Raw genomic sequence first — 20,038 nt, 5'->3', positions numbered from 1 at the left:
CAAGGTTAACAGGACCTCCGGCCTTCGCGACGCAAGTGTTCGGCCAGGCGAACCACCGCATCGTGAATCTGCGCCACAGACAGCGTCACGAAAGACAGCCGCATCTGCTGACGCGATGCCAGCGTCGCGTCAACGTAGAACGCTGAACCCGGCACATAGGCCACGCCTTGCTCAACGGCGTCAGGCAAGGAAGCCGCCGCATCGAAACCATCTGGGCCTTGCACCCAGAAGAACATGCCGCCTTGGGGGATCTGCCAGATGCAGCCTTCAGGCAAATGACGCGTCAGGGCCTGCGCCATGGCATCACGCTGGGCTTTGTAGCGCTGGCGCACGGATACCACATGGGCATCCAGATCAAAGCCATCGGCCAGCAACTGCAACACCAGGCGCTGATTGAAGCCTGGTGTATGCAGATCGCTGGCTTGCTTGGCCTGCAACAGGCGCGCACGCAACGCCAGGGCACCCGGCGCCTCATCCGGTGGCGTCACCACGTAGCCGATGCGCAAGCCTGGCGCCAGCACCTTGGACAAGGAGCCCAGGTACACCGTCTGATGCGGCGCACTGGCCGCGATGGGCGCAGGCGGTGGCGCGTCGTACCAAAGCTCGCCGTATGGGTTGTCTTCGATGAGCGTGACGCGATGGGCCCGCAATGCAGCGGCAATGGCCGCACGCCTGTCAGCATCGATGGCGTGGCCTGTGGGGTTCTGAAAGCTCGGGACCAGATAAGCCGCGCGCACCGACTCGTTCATCGCATTCCGAGGCTGCAGGGCTTGAGGATCCGGGCCTTGCGCATCCGCCAGCCAGGGCCTGTAAGCCGGCTCATAAGCTGAGAAGGCCTGCAAGGCGCCCAGATAGGTCGGCTGCTCGACCAGCACCTCGCTGCCTGGATCCAGCAAGACCTTGCCCAGCAGATCCAGCCCCTGCTGAGAGCCCGTGGTCACCAGCACCTGCTCGGGCTCTACCTGCCAGTGCGGCAGGCTCACCCGCCGCGCGATCCAATCACGCAAGGGCATCAGCCCTTCACTGTTGGCGTACTGCATGGCCTGTGCACCCTGGGTGCGCCACACACGCTCGCTCGCTTGAGCCAGGGCATCCAGCGGAAAGCTGTCGGGCGATGGCAAACCACCGGCCAGCGACAACACGCCCGGGCGCTCGGTCAGTTTGAGGATTTCACGGATCGCGGACGAAGTCATGTGCTGCGTACGGGCAGCCAGGGTCAGGCTCATGAGGCACTCGTTGGAGAAGAAGCGTAAGACGAAGAGGAAGGTGAAGAGGATCCGGATGCGGCCAGACGCTGCCCCACCAGCACGATCACCAGCACCGATGCGGCAAACAACCAGGCATTCATGGGTACAGCCTCACCCAGCACGCCGGCCGAGATCAACATTGCCAGCAAAGGCTGCAGCAACTGCAACTGGCTCACGCGCATGGCGTCTCGGGCCAGTGCCGCATACCAGAGGAAGAAGCCCAGCCAGGTGGAGCACACGGCCACATAGGCCAGCCCCAACCAGGCCGACAACTGGATCTGATCACCCGCCTGGGCAAGGCTGTGGATGTCGGACGGCCACCAGTACACCGCCAGCGTCGCCGTCAAGGGCCAGGCCAGCACCAGCGACCACGACATCACCTGCGCCGAAGGCATCTGCCTGGCCAGGCGGGCGCCAGCCACATAGGCCACCGACGCGCCCATCATGCCCAGCACCAGCGCACCATCGGCCAGCAGCGTGAGGTGGGCCGAGGTGGACTGACCGCCTGAAGATGTCCAGGCGAACACGCCCATCACCATGGCCCCCGCCATGCTGGCCAGCCAGAAGCCCAGGCGCGGCCTGTGCCCCAGCCACCAGGCCGCCAGCGCCGCCGTGCACAGTGGCAAGAGCCCGGTGATCACCGCCGCATGAGAGGCCGGCACGATACGCACTGCCCAGCCCATGCCCAGCGGAAAGCCCATCACCCCACCCAGCACGATGCCCAGCAACCAGGGCCGGTGCGAGCGGTCAGGCCAGCTCGCCCTGGCCCACAGCAGGTGCAACATCGCCAGCACGCCCGCCAGTGCCGCTCGGGCACTGGCCACAAACAGCGGTGGCCATTGCGGATCGCTCACTGAGCCATTGGCCAGACGGGTCATGGGCAAGGTCATGGCGAACAACAAGACGGCCATGAGGCCCAGCGCCCTGGGCCACCAGTGGCGGCCTTGAAACGCAAATGTCACTTGCATGGTGGTGTTCATGTATGGCAATGTAGACACCAACACCAATACAGAACCAATACAGATCAGCACATCAGCCAACACACTGTACTGGCCACACCACCAACACAGCGTGCCCATCCAGCCGATACACCATGAGCAGCCCCCCCCTGACCCGCGACAGCGACCAGACCCTCACCGAGCAACTGGCGCAGCGATTTGCCGACCGCATCCGCCAGCACTGGCTCGCCCCGGGAAGCAAGCTGCCATCGGTGCGCGAATGCGCCAGAACACATGATGTGAGCACCTACACGGTCGTGGCCGCTTACGACCAGCTCCTGGCACAAGGCCTGATCGAGGCCCGCAGCCAGCGCGGCTATTTCGTCCGGCAGACACCGCGTGCGGTGGCCGAGCCCACGCCGGGCGATACCAAGCCTCACCCCTTCCAGCCCAGCACCCCGCTGGACGCCACCACCCTGATCCGCGGCCTCTTCCACGAGCCCGGCGCACGCCCCATGCCTGGGCTGGGCACACTGCCACCGGCCTGGCTGGACGCCGGCATGCTGGGCTCGGCGCTGCGCCGCGTCACGCAGGGCGACAAGCTGCTGCCACTGACCCTGCACTATGGAGAACCCGCCGGTGACGCCCGCTTTCGGCGCGCCATGAGCATGCGCCTGACCGAATACCAGCTCCAGGTCGATGCCGACCAGATCATCACCACCCTGGGCGCCACACAGGCACTGGATCTCGTCACCCGCACCTTGCTTCAACCGGGCGACGCCGTGCTGGTCGACGAGCCCGCCTGGCCCGTTGAATTCGCGCGCCTGGCGCAACTGGGCCTGCGCGTGCTGCCCGTACCCCGAGGCGCAGAAGGGCCCGATCTCGATGTGATGCACAAGCTCGCCCAGGCGCATCAACCCAAGCTGTACGTGACCGTGTCCGTGCTGCACAACCCCACCAGCGCCATGCTTTCGCCCGGCCACGCTCACCAGGTGCTGCGCCTGGCAGAGACCCACGGCTTCCACATCCTGGAGGACGATATCTACGGCTTCCTTGCACCCGTCCACGCCACCCGGCTGAGCGTGCTGGACAAACTGCAGCGCGTCATCATGGTGGGCAGCTTCTCCAAGATCCTCACGCCCAGCTGGCGCGTGGGCTACATCGCCGCGCCCACGCACCTGGTAGAGCGCATCACCAACACCAAGCTGCTGACCTCGTTGACCACCCCACCCATGCTCGAACAGGCCATCGCCCTGTGTCTGGAGCAAGGCCAGTTGCGGCGATTCAGCGAACGGGTCATCCAACAGCTCGATGCCGCACGCGCACGCACGGTCCAGCTGGCTCGCCAGGCGGGTTGCCACTTTGCCTCGGAGCCACAAGGCCTGTTCGGCTGGGTCGATACAGGCATGGACACCGAGCGGCTGACCATTCCCATGCTGGACGCGGGTTGGTTGATCGCACCGGGCGCCCTGTTTTACGCGCAGCGCCGCCCGTCCACGCTCATGCGCATCAACTTCGCCTCTTCGCAGGACGCCAGGTTCTGGCGCGCCATTCAGGCACAACGGCGCACCTGATGCACCCGTGTCCGCAAAACCAGAAACTGCGCCTGAAAAGGGGGGCTAGACAGGCCATTACCCTGACGCCACCAAGGTCAAAGTTCAACCCTGGCGGCCGGCCCTCGCGCGGCTGAAGCAGTGGTCGCCCAACCATCCGATCAACACTGGATAAGGCGGGCCGCATCATGCTCACACACACCTCCAAGCAACCCTCATGGCGCCTGGTTGCTGGCACCCTTTCACTGACCATCCTCGCAGCCTGCGGCGGATCTGGCTCGAACACCAGCACGACCACCAACAGCAGTGCCTCATCCGTCACAGCTTTCCCCACCGGCGTGACGGTGAGCTCACCTGCCGCGCTGGACAGTTCAAGCAACGTGGTGGCCAGTGCCCTGCCAGCCATACCCTGGACGATCCGCGCCAGCGATTGGGGGCGCACCATGTGGCAGGCGCTTCGCACTGGCGACACCCACACGGCGGGCTCATTGCTGGCCCATCTGCTGCCAATGTCCACCGCCTGGGCGACACCCAGCAAGATGCCCGAAGGCGCCGTGGTGGCGAGCGAAATCGAAGCCGTCGCCAAGGGTACGCTGCCCCTGTCGCACGGCGGTCTGCTGAACTTGAACCATCTGTTCAACATGAGCACGACCAACACCCAGTGTTTCGGCCCCAGCATCCAGTACGCCAACCACGACGATTACGTATCTGGTCCGGGCCAGAATGGCACCCTGCCTTCAGGCGACCTGGGCCTCTGGCTGGCTGACAACACCGACTCGAACGGCACGCAACCTTGCGCAACGGCCAAGCTCAACGACCAGTTGGATGGCACCAGGAAGCAAGTGCGCCAGGCCATGCTGCTGATGGCTGGCATTCGCCGCCTGATCGCGGCCAGCGGCAGCCTCACCATGCCCGCCGCCAACGCCACCACCGATGTGCAAAGTGAACTGGCCACCGCCTTGGCCACAGCGGCACCCGGCGTGAACGTGGATGCGGCCACCGTGGCCCTCAACAATGTGGGAACCGTCTACACCTACCGCCTCGTGCTGAGCACAGGCAGCGGTGCCAGCGCCAAACAAGGCGAGATCGTCATTCAACACACACCTGGTGCCAGCGCCACGCAGTTCTCCGGCGTCCTGCAGATCACGGCAGCCCAACTCGGCAACGATGGCGCCTTTGGCTGCAACGACGAAATCGACAGCGGCACATCCCGCTACAAGGTCGCCACGGTCAGCACCATCCGCTATGACAAGAACGGCACAGCCCTGGACGTCGGCGCGCGCACGGCGAGTTATTGCGGCGCGCCCGCCCCATCGTCCACCAGCTACATCGACGACATCGCCACGCTGGATGTCAATGGCATGCTGGACCTGTCCGTTCACATCAACGGCGGCAGCAGAAGCAGTGTCAAGGGCTGGCGCGGCAATGCCAGCCGCTTCGGCGCCACCATGGACACCACGACACAGGCAGGTGACTTCACCTACCTCTGGCAGGCCGGCCCTATGGACGACAAGTCGCGCGCCTTTGCCGTACACAGCGCCTACAACAGTAGCACCGAAACACGTACGCTGGATGCCTGGTATGCCTACGCACAGGCCATCCACCTGACCAACGGCGATCTGCAAGGCATGATCTGCAACTGGGCCGGCCCAGGCAACAGCCACACGCCACTGAACCATTTCCAGTATCAGCAAGCCACGCTGACCTCAAGCGCCAGCATCTGGAGCCGGACTGCATCCCACATCACTTACGCGCCCACTGTCAGTTGCAACTCGAGTGGCACCATGACCTTTGACGTCGACACCCTGAGTGGCATTGGCGCAGGCGAGGGTCAGAACGTGACGCATGACCTGCCAGGCTTGACGGGCAGCAATGCCACGGTGGCAGACGAGCTGAGCAGCCAGGGCTATGTCAAGCCCAGCCTGTTCTGAGGTCTGACGCCCATATCGGTCATCGGCTCCAGGCTGCGAACAAACCTTCGCGGGCAGCCTGGGTGATGGCCACCACACCAGGGTGCGTCAACCGACGCTCCACCGTGATCACGTAGTAGGACTCGATCAGATCGGGTGCCTCGCCCAGGCGCTTGACACCGTATTGCGCCTGCATGGCCTCATCCAGCACCATGGGCGCCATGAACACACCATGTCCGAGATGCCCCAGGGCCATGGGCATGGCGCTGTCATCGAACTCACCCACCATGTGCGGCTTGAGCTTGTGCCCGCCCAGCCACTGGCCCAGGCGCATGCCCAAGGCCGAGTCCGATGCCGGCGCGAGCAGCGGTGCGCCGTCCAGACAGGCCGGAAAGCCCTTCTTGAGCTTGCTCGCCAAGGCCTTGCTGGCATAAAAGCCCACGGTGGAGCCCCCCAACCTGTGATTGAACGCGTGCACGCTCATGTCAGCCGGCAAGGGTCGATCTGACAGCACCAGATCCAGCCTGTGCACGGCCAGCTCGGCCAGCAGGCTGTCGAGCTTCCACTCCCTGCAGATCACCTTGAAGGGCTGCTGGTGCTGCAAGGCCGGCTCCAGCAGGCGGCAGGCCACCAGCTTGGGCACCGCATCCGCAATGCCCACGCGCAGCTCCAGCGGCCTGGGTGTGCCCCGCGGCTGGCGCACCACCTGGTCCAGTTCCTCACCCAGGTGAAAAATGTCACGGGCATAGCTGTAAGCCAGCTCGCCCGTCTCGGTCAGCTCCAGCTTGCGCCCCTTCTTCTGAAAGAGTGGCCGCCCGAAGTGATCTTCCAGCAGCTGAATCTGCCCGCTGACCGTCTGAGGCGTCACATGCAGGTGCTCGCTGGCCTTGACCACGCCACCCAGCCTCGCCACGGCCCAGAAATACTGCAGGTGCTTGTAGTTCATTGCGGTTTTCTCGAACTGTTCGAATCAGAATTTCGAATTTACGCGAAGTATAGGTTTTCGTACATTGAGTCTGTCATCCACTCACAAGCAAGGACCTCATCATGCGCGTGTTCATCCAGACCCAAGGCCTGATCCTGTCTCGCGAAGACAGCGAGCACATCCGCCAACGTCTGCGTCAACTGCTGGGCCGCTTCGGAGACAAGGCCATTGGCGCCACCCTGCACCTCAAGGACATCAACGGCCCGCGAGGTGGCGAAGACAAGGATTGCCAACTGGTGATCGAACTCGAAGACACCACCACCGTGGTGCGCGACCGCGGCCACCAGATCCGCGCGATGGTCGATCGCGCACTGCATCGCGCCTCGCATGCACTGAGCAAGCAGGTAGAGCGCATCCGTGATCGCCCCCTGCGTGCCCCGCATCTGGGCAAAGGCAGAACACCAGGCCGCAACCGCCGCATGGAGCGCGCGTTCAACGGCTTGAGTCCCATGCCGGACCTGACCTGATCCCACTCGTTTTCACATTGCAACCAAGAAGGAACACATCATGAACCGCGACAGTCATTCCACAGCCCAGGCCATTCGCATGCCCGTGAACATGGGCACCGTGGTCGACGTCGACACCAGTCGGCGCGTGCTGCGCAACACCTACGCCCTGTTGGGCATGACGCTGGCGTTCAGCGCCGCCGTGGCGGGCACCGCCATGAGCCTGAACCTGCCGTCACCCGGCATGCTGCTGACGCTCGTGGGCTTTTATGGTCTGTTCTTTCTGGTGCACAAACTCTCGAACAGCGCCTGGGGCGTGGCCGCCGTGTTCGGCCTCACGGGCTTCATGGGCTACACCCTGGGCCCGCTGCTCAACGCGGTCCTGCAGATGCCCAACGGTGGCGCGGTGATCACCAACGCGCTGGGCGCCACGGCAGTTGCCTTCATCGGTTTGTCCGCCGTGTCGCTCACCACGAAGAAGGACTTCAGCTTCATGGGCAAGACCTTGTTCGTGGGCACGCTGATCGCGATGGTGCTGGGTCTGGGTGCCGTGTTCTTTGAGGTGCCTGCCTTGAGCCTGGCGGTGTCGGCGATGGTGGTCCTGTTGATGAGCGGCATGATCCTGTTCGAGACCAGCCGCATCGTCAACGGTGGCGAGACCAACTACCTGATGGCCACGGTGAGCCTGTTCGTCTCGATCTACAACCTGTTCACCAGCCTGCTGATGCTGTTCGGTATCGGTAGCCGCGACGAATAAGCAGGCGTCAGTCTGCCGGGTTGATCAGGCTGGACACGTTGGACACCACGGTCCGCGCCTGCGACATCACACGGTCCACGATCTCGGCCACGCTGGCCACATCGTGGACCAGGCCTTGAGACTGGCCGATCAATTGCACGCCATCCACGTGATTGCCCTCGTGGATGGCTTTTCTCATGGCCAGGGTGGCCGCCCCGAAGTAGGCCACCTTCACGGCCCCCACCAGGCCTTGACCCATCGCGTCCTTGGCCAGCGCCGTGAGCGGTGTGTTGAGCTCACGCGCGGCGGCCAGCGAACGGCCGATGGCCACAGGCGGGCTGAGCTTGCGCGCCGTGTATCTGCGGCCACCAGGCGTGCGCATCACGCGGCAGGGGAAGGTATCGAAGTTGCTGGAATAGATGGTCTCTTCGGCTTCCTTGTCCAGGATGAGCCGTTTGGTATCGGCGTGCACCGGGCTTTCCATGGAGCTGGCAAAGCGTGTACCCATGGCCACCGCATCCGCGCCCAGTGACAAGGCCGCCACCAGGCCGCGGCCATCGGCAAAACCACCGGCCGCGATGATGGGCAGATCCGTCATGTCGCGCACAGCGGGGATCAGCACCATGGATGTCACCTTGCCGCCATGCGCAGCCGCTTCATGACCCGTCACGATCAGGCCATCCACACCGGAGTCAATGGCCGAGCGCGCGTGCTTCTCGTTGGAGATGGTGGCGATCACCTTGCCCCCATAGGCCTTGACGCCTTCGATCACCCATTCGCCTTTGCCCATGGACACATTGATCACGGGCACCTGTTCTTCGAGCGCCACCTTGGCGCACTCGGCTGCGCCCGGCAGCATGAGGCTGCACCCCACACCGAAGGGTTTGTCTGTCAGGCGGCGGATTTCGCGAATCGCTTCGCGGCACTCTTCAGGCGACAAGGCTCCGGACGCCAGGATCCCCAGGCCACCCGCATTGCACACGGCGGCCACCAGCGACGGTACGGCGATGTAGGTCATGCCGGGCAGCACGATGGGGTGCTGGATGCCCAGCATCCGGGTCAGGCGTGTTTTCATGGCGATAGCAGCAAATAGGGCAAGCCGGATGGCGAAGTCGGCGGGACTCTATCACCGCCGCCCCCGGTCACACGCTCATCCCAAGGGGGCAACCCTCAGGTGGCACGGCGACAATTGTCAGCTGAACGACACCCGACTGGCCCTCGCTTGAGGGGTGGCACAGGGAATACCAAACCACGATGAACTCGTCACGTTCAATACCATTCATTCATCTTGTCACGGAGTTTCTGACCTCATGCTGTCCCGCCGCCGTTTCCTGGGTACCGCCGCTTTGCAATCTGCTGCTGCATTGGGCCTGTCTTGCATCTCATTGCCAGGCCGCGCTTCCACCGCACGCAGTTTCAATGACGCCATGGCCGCGCCCAGGAAGGGCTTGAGCCAATTGGGACGCGTACCAGCCCTGGTGATCGGCACGGGATACGGCGGCGCCGTCACGGCCCTGCGCCTGGCCGAGGCCGGTGTGCCCGTCGTCATGCTGGAGATGGGCCGCCTGTGGACGCAACCCGGCAGCGATGGCAAGGTCTTCACCAAAACGCTCTCGCCCGACGGCCGCGCCATGTGGTTCAAGGACAAGACCGAAGCGCCGCTCAAGACCTTTCTCGGCCTGGACGTCATCAACAAGAAGATCCCGCGTTATGCCGGCGTGCTCGATCGCGTCAACTACGACGAGATGTCGGTGTACGTGGGCCGCGGCGTGGGCGGTGGTTCCCTGGTCAACGGCGCCATGGCCGTGACGCCACCCCGCTGGTACTTCGAGCAGATGCTGCCTGGCGTGGATGCCAACGACATGTACGGCACCTACTTCCCTCGCGCCAATGCACAGTTGGGTGTCAACCAGGTGGACCCGGCCTGGTTCGAGACCGCCGCCTGTTACCGCTACGCCCGGGTGTCGCGCGCCGCAGCCGAGCAATCGGGCTACAAGACCGTGTTCGTGCCCAGCGTGTACGACGCCAAATACATGGAAGCCGAACTGGCCAACAAGGTGCCCCGCTCTGCGCTGGCGCAGGAGGTGATCTACGGCAACAACAACGGCAAGCTCAGCCTGGACAAGACCTATCTGGCCGACGCCGTGGGCACGGGCCGTGTCACCATCTACACACTCAGCGAAGTGCGCCGCATCGAGCAGCAGGCCAATGGCGACTACCTGCTCACCGTGCGCCAGATCGACGAACTGGGCAATGTGCTGGGCACGCATCAGATCAGCTGCGGCAAGCTCTTCCTGGGCGCCGGCAGCCTGGGCACAACCGAGCTGCTGGTACGGGCGCGTGACACCGGCACACTGCCCAAGCTGGGCACGCAAGTGGGTCAAGGCTGGGGCCACAACGGCAACGTGATGACGGCGCGCGCCAACCATATCTGGAACCCCACAGGTGCGGTGCAATCGACCATGCCGGCCATGGGCATCAACGATTGGTCCAACCCGAGCAATCCGGTGTTTGCCGAAATCACGCCGCTGCCAACGGGCTTCGAAAACTGGGTCAGCATGTACCTGGCCATCACCCGCAACCCCGAGCGCGGCTACTTCCAGTACGACGCGACCACCGACACGGCCCGCCTGCGCTGGACGCGCGCTCAGAACGCGGTCACGGTCAACTCGGCCAGGCAGATGTTCGACAAGATCAACAGCAAGCAAGGCACCATCTACCGTACCGACCTGTTCGGTGGCGGCAAGGCCTTCGCCGATGACTTCTGCTACCACCCGCTCGGAGGCTGCGTGCTGGACATCGCCACCGACAACGTCGGCCGGGTGAAAGGCTATCAGAACCTGTATGTGACCGACAGTGCACTGATCCCGGGCAGCATCGGCGTGAACCCCTTCGTGACGATCACGGCCCTGGCCGAACGCAATATCGAACGCGTGCTGGCCCAGGACTTCGTGTGATCAAGCCTCACCGGATCTGGGCAGCCTGATCACCTCGGCGCTGTGGCGTTGCCCGGCCCCGCGCAGGGCGAACCAGTGCAACAAGGTCTGGTAGAGCGCCTGCGTGTCGATGGGCTTGGACAAATGGCCATTCATGCCTGCTGCCATGCAGGCGTCTTTTTCCTCCTGCAGAACGCTGGCGGTCATCGCAACAATGGGCAGCGTGCGGTGATCCGGCAGCAAGCGGATGGCGCGGGTCGCCTGCAAGCCATCCATCTCGGGCATGTGCATGTCCATCAACACCAGGTCAAAGGCCTGCTGCTGCAGCAGCGACAGGGCTTCCACCCCATTGCGGGCAGGCGTCACGTCCACACCGGCCATGGCCAGCAACTCCATGGCCAGCGCGCTGTTGATGGGGTTGTCCTCTGCCAGCAGCACGCGTGCCCCCGCGTGGTTCTGCTTCAGCAGGCTGATCGACTCGTCGGCGGACAGAGGGGCGCAAGCCTCATCGGCATCCGTGACCGAAGGTGCGTGCGCCACATGCAGCCTGACGCGACACCAGAACACGCTGCCCTGCCCGACCTGACTGCGCACACCGATGCGCCCATCCATGAGCTCGACCAGGCTGCGCGTGATGGCCAGACCCAGACCGGTACCACCAAACCGACGCGTGGTGGACTCGTCGGCCTGCACGAAGGCGTTGAACAGCTTGCTGGCATGTTCGGCAGAGATGCCCACACCGGTGTCCTGCACCTCGATCAAGAGGTTGACCTCGTCGTCGGTCGAGGGCTCCGGTTTGACCAACAGCGTCACCTGCCCCCGCTCGGTGAACTTCACGGCGTTGCTCAGCAGATTGATCAGCACTTGAGACAGGCGCACGGCATCGCCACGCACGCGCTGAGGGCAGCCATCCGAGCTGACCAGCAAGGACAGCTTCTTTTCGCGGGCCTTGTCCGACACCATGGCCACGGCCTTGTCCATCAACTCGATCAGGTCAAAGTCTTCCTGAGTCAGGTTGAACATGCCAGCCTCGATCTTCGACAGATCCAGGATGTTGTTGATGATGTCCAGCAGGTGCTCGGCTGCTTCATGCACCGTCTGCAGACGTTCGGCCTGCCCCTGCAGCATGGGCCCTTGCTGCATCAGGTAGGTCACGCCCATGATGGCATTCATGGGCGTGCGGATCTCGTGGCTCATGTTGGCAATGAACGCACTCTTGGCGCGCGTGGCGGCCTCGGCCTTGTCACGTGCCGACTGCAACTGCTCGGTGCGTTGCGCCACGGTTTCTTCCAGGTGATCCCGGTAGGTGGACAGCTCGCTCATGCGAGCCTCGAGGCGGGCATGCATGTCATGCAAGGCCTTGGACAAGGCCTCGATCTCATCGGACTGGCCGGTGCCGAGATCGAACTGCGCTGGTTCGCCTTCACGCAAATTGGTGGCCGCTTTCGCCAGGGCGTCCAGCGGGCGGGTGATGCGCCCGGCGAGCCACCAGCTGATCAGCATGAACAGGCCAGAGCCCAACAAGCCCAACACCAACATGCGCTGCCAGAGTTTGGTGGCCGGGCCATAGACCAGATCGGGGTTCTGACGCAGCACCATCATCAAAGGCGGCTTGCCCTCGCGCGCTGTCCAGCGCACAGGCGCCACCGCCGTCAGTTGCTCGCCGATATCGGGCCAGTTGATCACCCTTGCCACGGCATGGCGCTTGACTTCATCCAACCCTGTGGGATTGAGTTTCTTGCCCAGCAAGGGTAGCGGCCCCACGGTCACATCCCCCTCCGGCGTCAGCAACAGGGTGTGAGCCAGGCTGTCGTCCTGCTCCACCATGGCACTGTGCATGTCCCGCACCCAGCGCCAGTTGAGCATGCCCACGATCACACCTATCTTGCGCCCTTCGTAATCCAGCACGGGCACGGCCATGTCGATCAATTGCGCGGGCCGGCCATCCACATCCAGTGGCAGGTAAGCAGCCAGTGGCCCGGCGGTCTGGGGTTTGCCCAGCCAGGGCGCCAGCATGCCCGACACAAACCAGGCTTGGCCAGAAAAATCCTGACCTTCCAGCCGCGCGCCCGTGGCGGTCACGACCACGCCCTTGGCATCGGTCAAAGCCAGCCATTCAAATTCAGGGCGACTGGCCTTGACGCGCTCCAGCGCCAGGCGCATGTCACCGGCGTCAAGCAGGCCGCTGGCGACCTCGGGCCGCTGAGCCAGTTGCGTGATATCCCTCTGACGCTCGGCCAAGGCCCATGAGACCATCTGGCCCAGCACACTGGCTTCCCGGCGCGCTGCCTCGCTGACCGCCTGCTGCAGTTGCTGGCGTTGATCCTGGGCCAGCCAGAACGACAGCAATACAGCAAAAAAGACACCGCTGAGGCCGGTCACCCAGGCGAACCGTGCGCGCACGCTGCGGTGCGGCAGGTAGGGATGCAATCTGTCCAGCGTGGTCATGATGCCGGGTGGTCGTCCGTTATGCTGTCGTGGCGGATGCAAGGACGTGGTGACGCAAGAAACACCGACGATCCTGGATCACAGAATGCCTTGTAGTACAACCCAGCAACAAGGCCCTTGAGGTCCATCATAAACACACGGAGCAGGTTCATGGCTGATGGTCGTCTGTCGACCTTGTTAGCAGGTGTGATCTTGATCACGCCCATGATGGCGAGCGCCACGGAGCTGGTGATCGCCACGGTCAACAACGGGCACATGATCACCCTGCAGAAGTTGTCTGGCGAATTCGAGCGCACACACCCGGACATCCAGCTCAAATGGATCACGCTGGAAGAAGGGCAACTGCGCCAACAAGTCACCCGGGATGTGACGACAAAAGCCGGTCAGTTCGACGTGATGACCATCGGGGCCTACGAAGCCCCCATCTGGGCCAAAAAAGGCTGGATCAGGCCGCTGACGCCTTCCCCCCGTTACGATGTGGCCGACTTGCTGCCCCCCATCCGCCAATCGCTGAGCGTCGAGGGCCAGCTCTATGCCCTGCCCTTTTATGGGGAAAGCTCCATGACCATGGTGCGCACCGACCTGCTCAAGGCTGCGGGCATCAAGCTGGGCCCCACCCCGACCTGGGCCCAGATTCGTGACGCCGCAGACAAGTTGCACGCCCCGGACAAAGGGGTCTACGGCATCTGCCTGCGAGGCAAGCCAGGCTGGGGCGAAAACATGTCACTGATCACGACCATGGTCAACACCTTTGGCGGGCAGTGGTTCAACATGAACTGGCAACCCCAGCTCCAGACGCCTGCATGGCGCAATGCATTGACGCTCTACGCCGATCTGCTCAACCAGTTCGGCCCGCCTGGCGCTGCCGCCAACGGCTATAACGAGAACCTGGCCCTGTTCATGGACGGCCGTTGTGCCATCTGGGTCGATGCCACGGTGGCAGGCTCCTTTGTCAACCGCGCAGGCAGCTCGAAGGTGGCGGGCAAGGTGGCTTTCCTGCAGGCGCCAGTGGCCGTGACCCCGAAAGGCGCGCACTGGGTCTGGACATGGGCCCTGGCCATCCCGACATCGTCCGGCAAGGCACAAGCAGCGCAAAGCTTCATGGAGTGGGCCACGTCCAGGGACTACATCCGGCTGGTTGCGGAGCGCGAGGGTTGGGACGCCGTGCCTTCCGGCACCAGGCAATCCACCTATGCCTCACCCCAGTTCAGACGCGCCAACCCACATGCCCTGGTCGAGCAGCAGGCCATCTCCACCGCCAATCCGCAGGATGCCACCTTGCCTCGCTCGCCCTACACAGGCATTCAGTGGGCGTCCATACCGGAGTTCCAGGCCATCGGCACGGCAGTAGGCCAGGAAATCAGCGACCTGCTGCAAGACCCCGTCAGCGTGGATGAGGTGCTGAGCAAGTCGCAGCAGATCGCCGACCGCAAGATGCGCGCAGCGGGCTACTACCGCTGAAGACGTGCCACCGCCAGCGCCTCTACCAGGCGCTTGACGGCCCCTTCCATCCGGGCTTGTGGCGTGTTGGCATAGCCCATGACCAGGCCGTTGAAGCCTGACACGCCACCCGTGCCATACATGGCCAGAGGACGCGGACTGAGCCCCAGCGCATACGAAGCGTGTGCCAGGTTTGTATCCAGCACCGCATCGGCCCCCTCCGAAGGCAGGCTCAACACCAGGTGCATGCCAGCCTGCCCGCCCAGCACCTGTCCTGGCAAAGGCCACTGGCGCGCCAGCGCTTCGCGCAGGGCAGCCTGTCGTTCTGCGTACAGCTTGCGCATCTTGCGCAGATGACGGGTGAAGTGCCCTTCATCGATGAAGGCCGCCAGCGCACGTTGCTCGAACGGCCGACCACGTCGCACCAACTCCCCCACCACGCCAGCAGCGCGGTCAGCCAGCGCCTGCGGCCACACGATGAAGCCCAGACGCAAAGCGGGGAACATGGATTTGCTGAAAGTGCCGAGATAGACCACAGGGGCATCATCCACCTGGCCCTGCATGGCGGCCAGCGGCGGGCCGTCGTGCCGGAACTCGCTGTCGTAGTCGTCCTCCAGGATCCAGGCACCCGCCTGACGCGCTTGTTCGATCAGGCGCAGGCGCCGTGGCAAGGTCAGCACGGCGCCCAAAGGGTACTGATGCGAGGGCGTTGTGTAGATCATGCGCGGCGGCTTGTCGTGCCACCAGGCCTCAGGTGGCGCGATGCCATCGGCGTCCACCGTCACGGGCACCACGTTCAATCCCGCCTGCACGAACGCGGTCCGGGCGCCGCCGTAGCCAGGGTGCTCGATCCACACCGTGTCACCCACATCAGCCAGGATGTGCGCGCACAGTTCCATGCTGTGCTGGGTGCCATCGGTGATGGTGACCTGATCGGCATGGCAGCGCACCCCACGCGCCGCACGCAAATAGGTGGCGATGGCCTGGCGCAGGTCCGGCTCGCCCACCGCGTGGCGATAGCCCAGATCCAGCGTGCTGCCCTGCCGCATGGCACGGTCGCACAAACGCTGCCATGTGGGCAAGGGAAAGGCATCCAGCGCAGGCATGCCCGGCATGAAGGGCCGCAAGTCATCCTCAGGCAGGCGGCGACGGTCACACTGGCTCACACGCTGCGACACCAAGGCGGTGGCGTCAGGCAAGGCCGGCGCGCGCTTCCCCGATGCCGACACCGCAGAAAACGCCGCCACCACCGTGCCTTGTCGACTGGGTTGCACATAGCCTTCTGCGGCCAGTTGTTCGTAGGCGTGGATCACGCCATTGCGACCCATGGCCAGGTCCCGCGCCAGATCCCGGCTGGAAGGCAGCACGGCGCCTGCCTGCAGCCGGCCCTGGGCAATCGCGTCGCGCAAGGCTTCGTACAGCACGCGCTGCAGCGCCTGTCGCTTCTTGATGGCCTGGGCTTTGAGGCGCTTCCCGTCCAGCAGCAAGTGCAGATCGGCCATGTTGTCGTGGCTCCATGAAATGGGTTGATCGTGGTTCTTTGCATGGTGCCAGAACTTCTCTATCGTTCACGCACCGATCACACACAAGACCTGTAAGGGACACCGTCATGCAAGCCAACCACACGTCTGATTCAGAACCGCCTCAAGCTGTGCCACCCAGCAACCGGACACGCGTCAGGCGCGCGGCAGAACGGGCTCACTACGATGCGCCAACCGTGCACGCCATCGTGGACGACGCCTGGCTCTGCCATGTGGCCTTCGCCTGCCCTGACGTGTTGTGCCTGCCCACCACCTGCTGGCGCGTGGACGACATGCTCTACATCCACGGCTCCAACGGCAGCCGCATGATGAAGCACCTGGCCAGTGGTGCGCCCGCCTGCGTCACCATCACGCACCTGGATGGCCTGGTGATGGCCCGCTCGGCCTTTTCGCACTCGATGAACTACCGCTCGGTGGTGGTTCATGGCGCTTTTGAAGTGGTGGCGGACGAAGACAAACCTGCCGTGCTGCACGCGCTCATGGAGCACATCGCGCCAGGCCGCGGCCATGACAGCCGCGCACCGGATGCCAATGAGCTGAAAGCCACCACCGTGCTGGGCATCCCCCTGCATGAATCGGCCGCCAAGATCCGCAACTGGGGCCCGCGCGACAACGAAGAAGACCTGAACCTGCCGCACTGGGCCGGCGTGCTGCCCTTGATGACCCAACGCCTGCCCGCCGTCACGCACGCTGACAGCCGCTCGCCCGTACCGGGCTACATTGCGGACTGGCTGACCCAGGCACAGCCACCCGGCATGATCTGAGATCAAAGCTTGCACACCAACCAAACAGGAAGAAACCGCATGGCCCACCGCTACACCGCCGAGACCATCTGGCACCGGGGCGATCAGCCCTTCACCGACAAACGCTACAGCCGCGCTCACCTGCTGCGCTTTGACGGCGGCATCGAGGTGCCGGGCTCGTCCTCGCCGCTGTCCGTCCCTCTGCCCATGTCCATTGAAGCCGCCGTGGATCCGGAAGAGGCCTTTGTGTCGGCCATCTCCAGTTGCCACATGCTGTGGTTCCTGTCGATCGCCTGCCAGCGCGGCCTGGTGGTCGACTCGTATCACGACGCGGCCGAAGGGGTGATGACGCGCAATGAACAAGGCCGCATGGCCGTGACCCACGTGACACTGCGACCGCGCATCGTGTTTGCCGAGGCGACTCAGCCCGACGCCGATGCGGTGATGACGATGCACCACGAGGCCCATGAAGCCTGCTTCATCGCCAACTCGGTGAAAAGCGAGATCGTGGTCGAGCCACGCGCCTGAAGCCTGCGCGCGCTGGCGCTGGCCAGCTCCCGATCAGGGCAGGCGCATGGACTGCGCCAGTTCGGCCGGATCAGCCTGCGGATCCCAGTCCCAATGCGCCAGCATGGGAGCCTGCAGATGCGCCTTCAGGGTCGCCAGGTTGGCGGCCTGCTCGGCCATCTGGGGCTCCACCACATTGGCCACCCAGCCCACCAGCGTCAGGCCACGCGCCAGGATGGCTTCCTGCGTCAGCAAGGCATGATTCAGGCAGCCCAGGCGCACCCCTACCACCATGATCACGGGCAGCCACAGGCGCTGCGCCAGATCGGCGCTGGTCTCGAAGCACCCGGGCTTTTCACACAGGGGCACGATGAAGCCCCCGGCCCCTTCCACCACCACCGCATCGGCGTGTTGCTGCAAGGCGTGGAAGCTGGCCTCGATGTGGGCCAGATCGATCTCGGTGCCGGCCTGCCTGGCGGCAATATGAGGCGACGCAGCCAGGGGCAAGGCGTACGGGTTGTCGAACGACGAGGGCACGTGCAGGCTGGAGGCCGCGCGCAAGGCCACCACATCCTCGTTGAGCCATTGGCCAGGGTGCCCGTCAACGCCATCGACCCAATCGCAACCCGCTGCCACAGGCTTCATGCCGACCACGCGCGCATGCCCGGCGTTGCGCAAGGCATGGATCAAGGCGGCGCTGGTGCGGGTCTTGCCCACGCCCGTGTCGGTTCCGGTGATGAAGTAAGCGGTCATGTCAATCAGGCAGCCATCAAGGCACGGGCACCACGGGAGCGGGTGAGGCAGGCAGGCCTTCGATGTCGGCCAGCACCTGATCCAGCACGCGCAGCATGCCATCAGCCAGGAAGCGCTGATCAGCCTCGCTCAGCACATAGGGTGGCATCACATACAGGGTAGAACCAATCGGGCGCAGCAGCAAGCCGGCGTCCATGGCAGCACGGTGGTATCGCGATGCAAAGGTGGGCTCGGTCGTGTCCACGTCCCAGGCCCAGATCATGCCGATGTGGCGCGTGGCCTCGATGCGCGGGTGCTGACGCAAAGGCTCGGTCATCGCCGTGAAGCGCGCGGCAGACACGCGGTTGCGGGCCAGCACGTCCTGGCCTTGTTCGTCACGCGCGGCAAAGGTATCGAGCACCGCCAGCGCCGCACGGCAGGCCAAGGGGTTGCCGGTGTACGAGTGCGAGTGCAGGAAGCCATGCACCACGCGGTCATCCCAGAAGGCGGCGTACACGTCGTCCGTCGTGAGCACCGCTGACAAGGGCATCACGCCACCGGTCAGGCCCTTGCTCAGGCAGATGAAATCAGGCTTCACATGGCTGCCATCGGGCAGCAAGGCCTGCTGGTGCGCGAACATCGTGCCGGTACGGCCAAAGCCCACGGCAATCTCGTCGGCGATCCAGTGCACGTGGTACTGGTCACACAAGCGGCGCACGGCCAGCAGGTACGCGGGGTCATACATGGCCATGCCCGCCGCGCCTTGCACCAGGGGCTCCAGGATCAGCGCGGCCGTGTGTTCATGGTGCTCGGCCAGGTACGCCGCGAGAGCATCAATGGCCGATTGCAGATGCGCCTGAGCCGACACACCCGGCCCCGCATGCCGCGGATCAGGCGAAGGCAAGGTGGCGCTCAAGCGCAGCAAGGGCGCGTAGGCCTCGCGGAACAAGGGGATGTCCGTCACCGACAAGGCGCCAGCCGTTTCGCCGTGGTAGCCGCCTTGCAGGCCGATGAACTGGTTCTTCTGCGCCTGGCCACGGTTGCGCCAGCTGTGCGCACTCATCTTCAACGCGATTTCGGTGGCGCTGGCGCCATCACTGGCGTAGAAAGCATGGCCCAGGCCGGTCAAGGCGGCCAGGCGCTCGGACAACTCGACCACCGGTGGGTGCGTGAGCCCCGCCAGCATGATGTGATCGAGCTTGCCCAACTGATCGGTGATCGCGTCACGGATCGGGCCGAAGTTGTGGCCAAACAGGTTGACCCACCACGAAGACACGGCATCCAGAATGCGCTGCCCCTGGTCGTCAATCAGCCAGGGGCCCTCGGCGGCCACGATGGCACGCGGCGGAAAGTGCTCGTGCACCTTCATCTGCGTGCAGGGATGCCAGACGGCCTGCCGGCTGCGCTCGGCCAGGTTGGCGGCCTCGGAGGAAGCCAAGGGGGAAGAAGTCATAGGCGCGCAGTATGCCGCCAGTCCAGGCCGGGGGAATCAGGCCGTGGGGCGGTAGACGCAGCGATCGCCTGCGGCGCGGGACACGGCCACGCTCGATACCTGCGGGATGTGCAACCTGGCTTGCGCATAGATGAACACGCAGAGGTTTTCCAGCGTGGGCGCGCCCAGGCCGGCCACTTCGTCCAGAAAGTGGTGATCGAGCTGGTTGCGGATGCCGGCGATCACCTCGCGCACCACGGCCAGATCCACCACCATGCCGGATTCGGGCTGGCGCTCCCCACGCACGAAGATTTCGGCCGTGTAGGTGTGGCCGTGGATGCGGCGGCTGCCCGCGGCCTCTTCGGCCGACACCTTGCGCTTGAGCGTGTGGGCGGCATCGAAGGAAAACGACTGACTCAACTCGAACATCTGATCTGACTTTCT

At 64.3% G+C, this 20,038-nt stretch carries 17 protein-coding genes; 8 read left to right on the top strand and 9 right to left on the bottom strand.

The window, feature by feature from the left end:
* Positions 1-5 precede the first annotated feature (5 nt).
* Positions 6-1,226 (bottom strand): PLP-dependent aminotransferase family protein, encoded by a 1,221-nt coding sequence (locus VFW93_RS07130; RefSeq protein WP_329693293.1) that lies wholly within the window; start codon positions 1,224-1,226, stop codon positions 6-8.
* Positions 1,223-2,215: a DMT family transporter gene (locus VFW93_RS07125; protein ID WP_329693292.1), complete on the bottom strand. Its 993-nt coding sequence runs from the start codon at positions 2,213-2,215 to the stop codon at positions 1,223-1,225. Before VFW93_RS07125 ends, VFW93_RS07130 begins: the two co-directional genes overlap by 4 nt.
* A gap of 125 nt (positions 2,216-2,340) precedes the next feature.
* Between VFW93_RS07125 and VFW93_RS07120 the strand changes: the two genes are divergently transcribed.
* Together VFW93_RS07120 and VFW93_RS07115 are read left to right on the top strand one after the other, a co-directional pair.
* Positions 2,341-3,759: a PLP-dependent aminotransferase family protein gene (locus tag VFW93_RS07120; protein ID WP_329693291.1), complete on the top strand. Its 1,419-nt coding sequence runs from the start codon at positions 2,341-2,343 to the stop codon at positions 3,757-3,759.
* A gap of 167 nt (positions 3,760-3,926) precedes the next feature.
* Positions 3,927-5,669, top strand: a complete 1,743-nt coding sequence (locus tag VFW93_RS07115; protein ID WP_329693290.1) for a hypothetical protein — start codon at positions 3,927-3,929, stop codon at positions 5,667-5,669.
* Positions 5,670-5,688: 19 nt separating this feature from the next.
* Here the strand turns inward: VFW93_RS07115 and nhaR are convergent, their stop codons facing one another.
* The gene (gene nhaR / locus VFW93_RS07110; RefSeq protein ID WP_329693289.1) at positions 5,689-6,594 is read right to left on the bottom strand and encodes a transcriptional activator NhaR; all 906 of its coding nucleotides are present in this window, start codon (positions 6,592-6,594) and stop codon (positions 5,689-5,691) included.
* Positions 6,595-6,695: 101 nt separating this feature from the next.
* On the opposite strand from nhaR, the gene VFW93_RS07105 reads away from it, so the two are divergent.
* Both VFW93_RS07105 and VFW93_RS07100 read left to right on the top strand, forming a co-directional pair.
* Positions 6,696-7,100, top strand: coding sequence for a hypothetical protein (locus VFW93_RS07105; RefSeq protein WP_329693288.1), 405 nt, complete (start codon positions 6,696-6,698; stop codon positions 7,098-7,100).
* A gap of 79 nt (positions 7,101-7,179) precedes the next feature.
* The gene (locus VFW93_RS07100) at positions 7,180-7,836 is read left to right on the top strand and encodes a Bax inhibitor-1/YccA family protein (RefSeq protein WP_349256605.1); all 657 of its coding nucleotides are present in this window, start codon (positions 7,180-7,182) and stop codon (positions 7,834-7,836) included.
* Positions 7,837-7,843: 7 nt separating this feature from the next.
* On the opposite strand, the gene VFW93_RS07095 is transcribed toward VFW93_RS07100, so the two are convergent.
* Positions 7,844-8,890 (bottom strand): nitronate monooxygenase, encoded by a 1,047-nt coding sequence (locus VFW93_RS07095; protein WP_329693286.1) that lies wholly within the window; start codon positions 8,888-8,890, stop codon positions 7,844-7,846.
* 235 nt (positions 8,891-9,125) lie between these two features.
* Here VFW93_RS07095 and VFW93_RS07090 point away from each other — a divergent pair, with 235 nt between their 5' ends.
* Positions 9,126-10,772, top strand: coding sequence for a GMC oxidoreductase (locus VFW93_RS07090; protein WP_329693285.1), 1,647 nt, complete (start codon positions 9,126-9,128; stop codon positions 10,770-10,772).
* Here VFW93_RS07090 and VFW93_RS07085 read toward each other — a convergent pair whose 3' ends face one another.
* Positions 10,773-13,199: an ATP-binding protein gene (locus tag VFW93_RS07085; RefSeq protein ID WP_329693284.1), complete on the bottom strand. Its 2,427-nt coding sequence runs from the start codon at positions 13,197-13,199 to the stop codon at positions 10,773-10,775.
* Between the two features lie 204 nt (positions 13,200-13,403).
* On the opposite strand from VFW93_RS07085, the gene VFW93_RS07080 reads away from it, so the two are divergent.
* On the top strand, positions 13,404-14,660 hold the full coding sequence (locus VFW93_RS07080; protein WP_329693306.1) for a sugar ABC transporter substrate-binding protein: 1,257 nt from the start codon (positions 13,404-13,406) through the stop codon (positions 14,658-14,660).
* Here the strand turns inward: VFW93_RS07080 and VFW93_RS07075 are convergent.
* The gene (locus VFW93_RS07075) at positions 14,651-16,141 is read right to left on the bottom strand and encodes a PLP-dependent aminotransferase family protein (RefSeq protein WP_329693283.1); all 1,491 of its coding nucleotides are present in this window, start codon (positions 16,139-16,141) and stop codon (positions 14,651-14,653) included. The two genes, VFW93_RS07080 and VFW93_RS07075, sit on opposite strands and share 10 nt — an antisense overlap.
* Before the next feature lie 107 nt (positions 16,142-16,248).
* Between VFW93_RS07075 and VFW93_RS07070 the strand changes: the two genes are divergently transcribed.
* Both VFW93_RS07070 and VFW93_RS07065 read left to right on the top strand, forming a co-directional pair.
* Complete coding sequence (locus VFW93_RS07070; RefSeq protein WP_329693282.1) at positions 16,249-16,944, top strand: pyridoxamine 5'-phosphate oxidase family protein; 696 nt, start codon at positions 16,249-16,251, stop codon at positions 16,942-16,944.
* 39 nt (positions 16,945-16,983) lie between these two features.
* Positions 16,984-17,451 (top strand): OsmC family protein, encoded by a 468-nt coding sequence (locus VFW93_RS07065; RefSeq protein WP_329693281.1) that lies wholly within the window; start codon positions 16,984-16,986, stop codon positions 17,449-17,451.
* Positions 17,452-17,484: 33 nt separating this feature from the next.
* Here the strand turns inward: VFW93_RS07065 and bioD are convergent, their stop codons facing one another.
* Genes bioD through VFW93_RS07050 form a run of 3 tightly spaced genes read right to left on the bottom strand, consistent with a single transcriptional unit; the run spans position 17,485 to position 20,023 of the window.
* A complete protein-coding gene (bioD, locus tag VFW93_RS07060) occupies positions 17,485-18,183 on the bottom strand; it encodes a dethiobiotin synthase (protein WP_329693280.1) in 699 nt (232 codons plus the stop codon).
* 16 nt (positions 18,184-18,199) lie between these two features.
* Positions 18,200-19,615, bottom strand: coding sequence for an adenosylmethionine--8-amino-7-oxononanoate transaminase (gene bioA, locus VFW93_RS07055; RefSeq protein ID WP_329693279.1), 1,416 nt, complete (start codon positions 19,613-19,615; stop codon positions 18,200-18,202).
* A gap of 36 nt (positions 19,616-19,651) precedes the next feature.
* Positions 19,652-20,023 carry a 6-carboxytetrahydropterin synthase gene (locus VFW93_RS07050; protein WP_329693278.1) on the bottom strand — a complete coding sequence of 124 codons (372 nt, stop codon included), beginning with the start codon at positions 20,021-20,023 and terminating at the stop codon, positions 19,652-19,654.
* Positions 20,024-20,038: the final 15 nt, after the last annotated feature.

Origin of the sequence: Aquabacterium sp., assembly GCF_036279675.1 — a bacterium.
Classification (GTDB): domain Bacteria; phylum Pseudomonadota; class Gammaproteobacteria; order Burkholderiales; family Burkholderiaceae_C; genus Aquabacterium.
The sequence above is the reverse complement of the archived record's forward strand: the minus strand, read 5'-3'. Positions and strand labels throughout refer to the sequence as shown.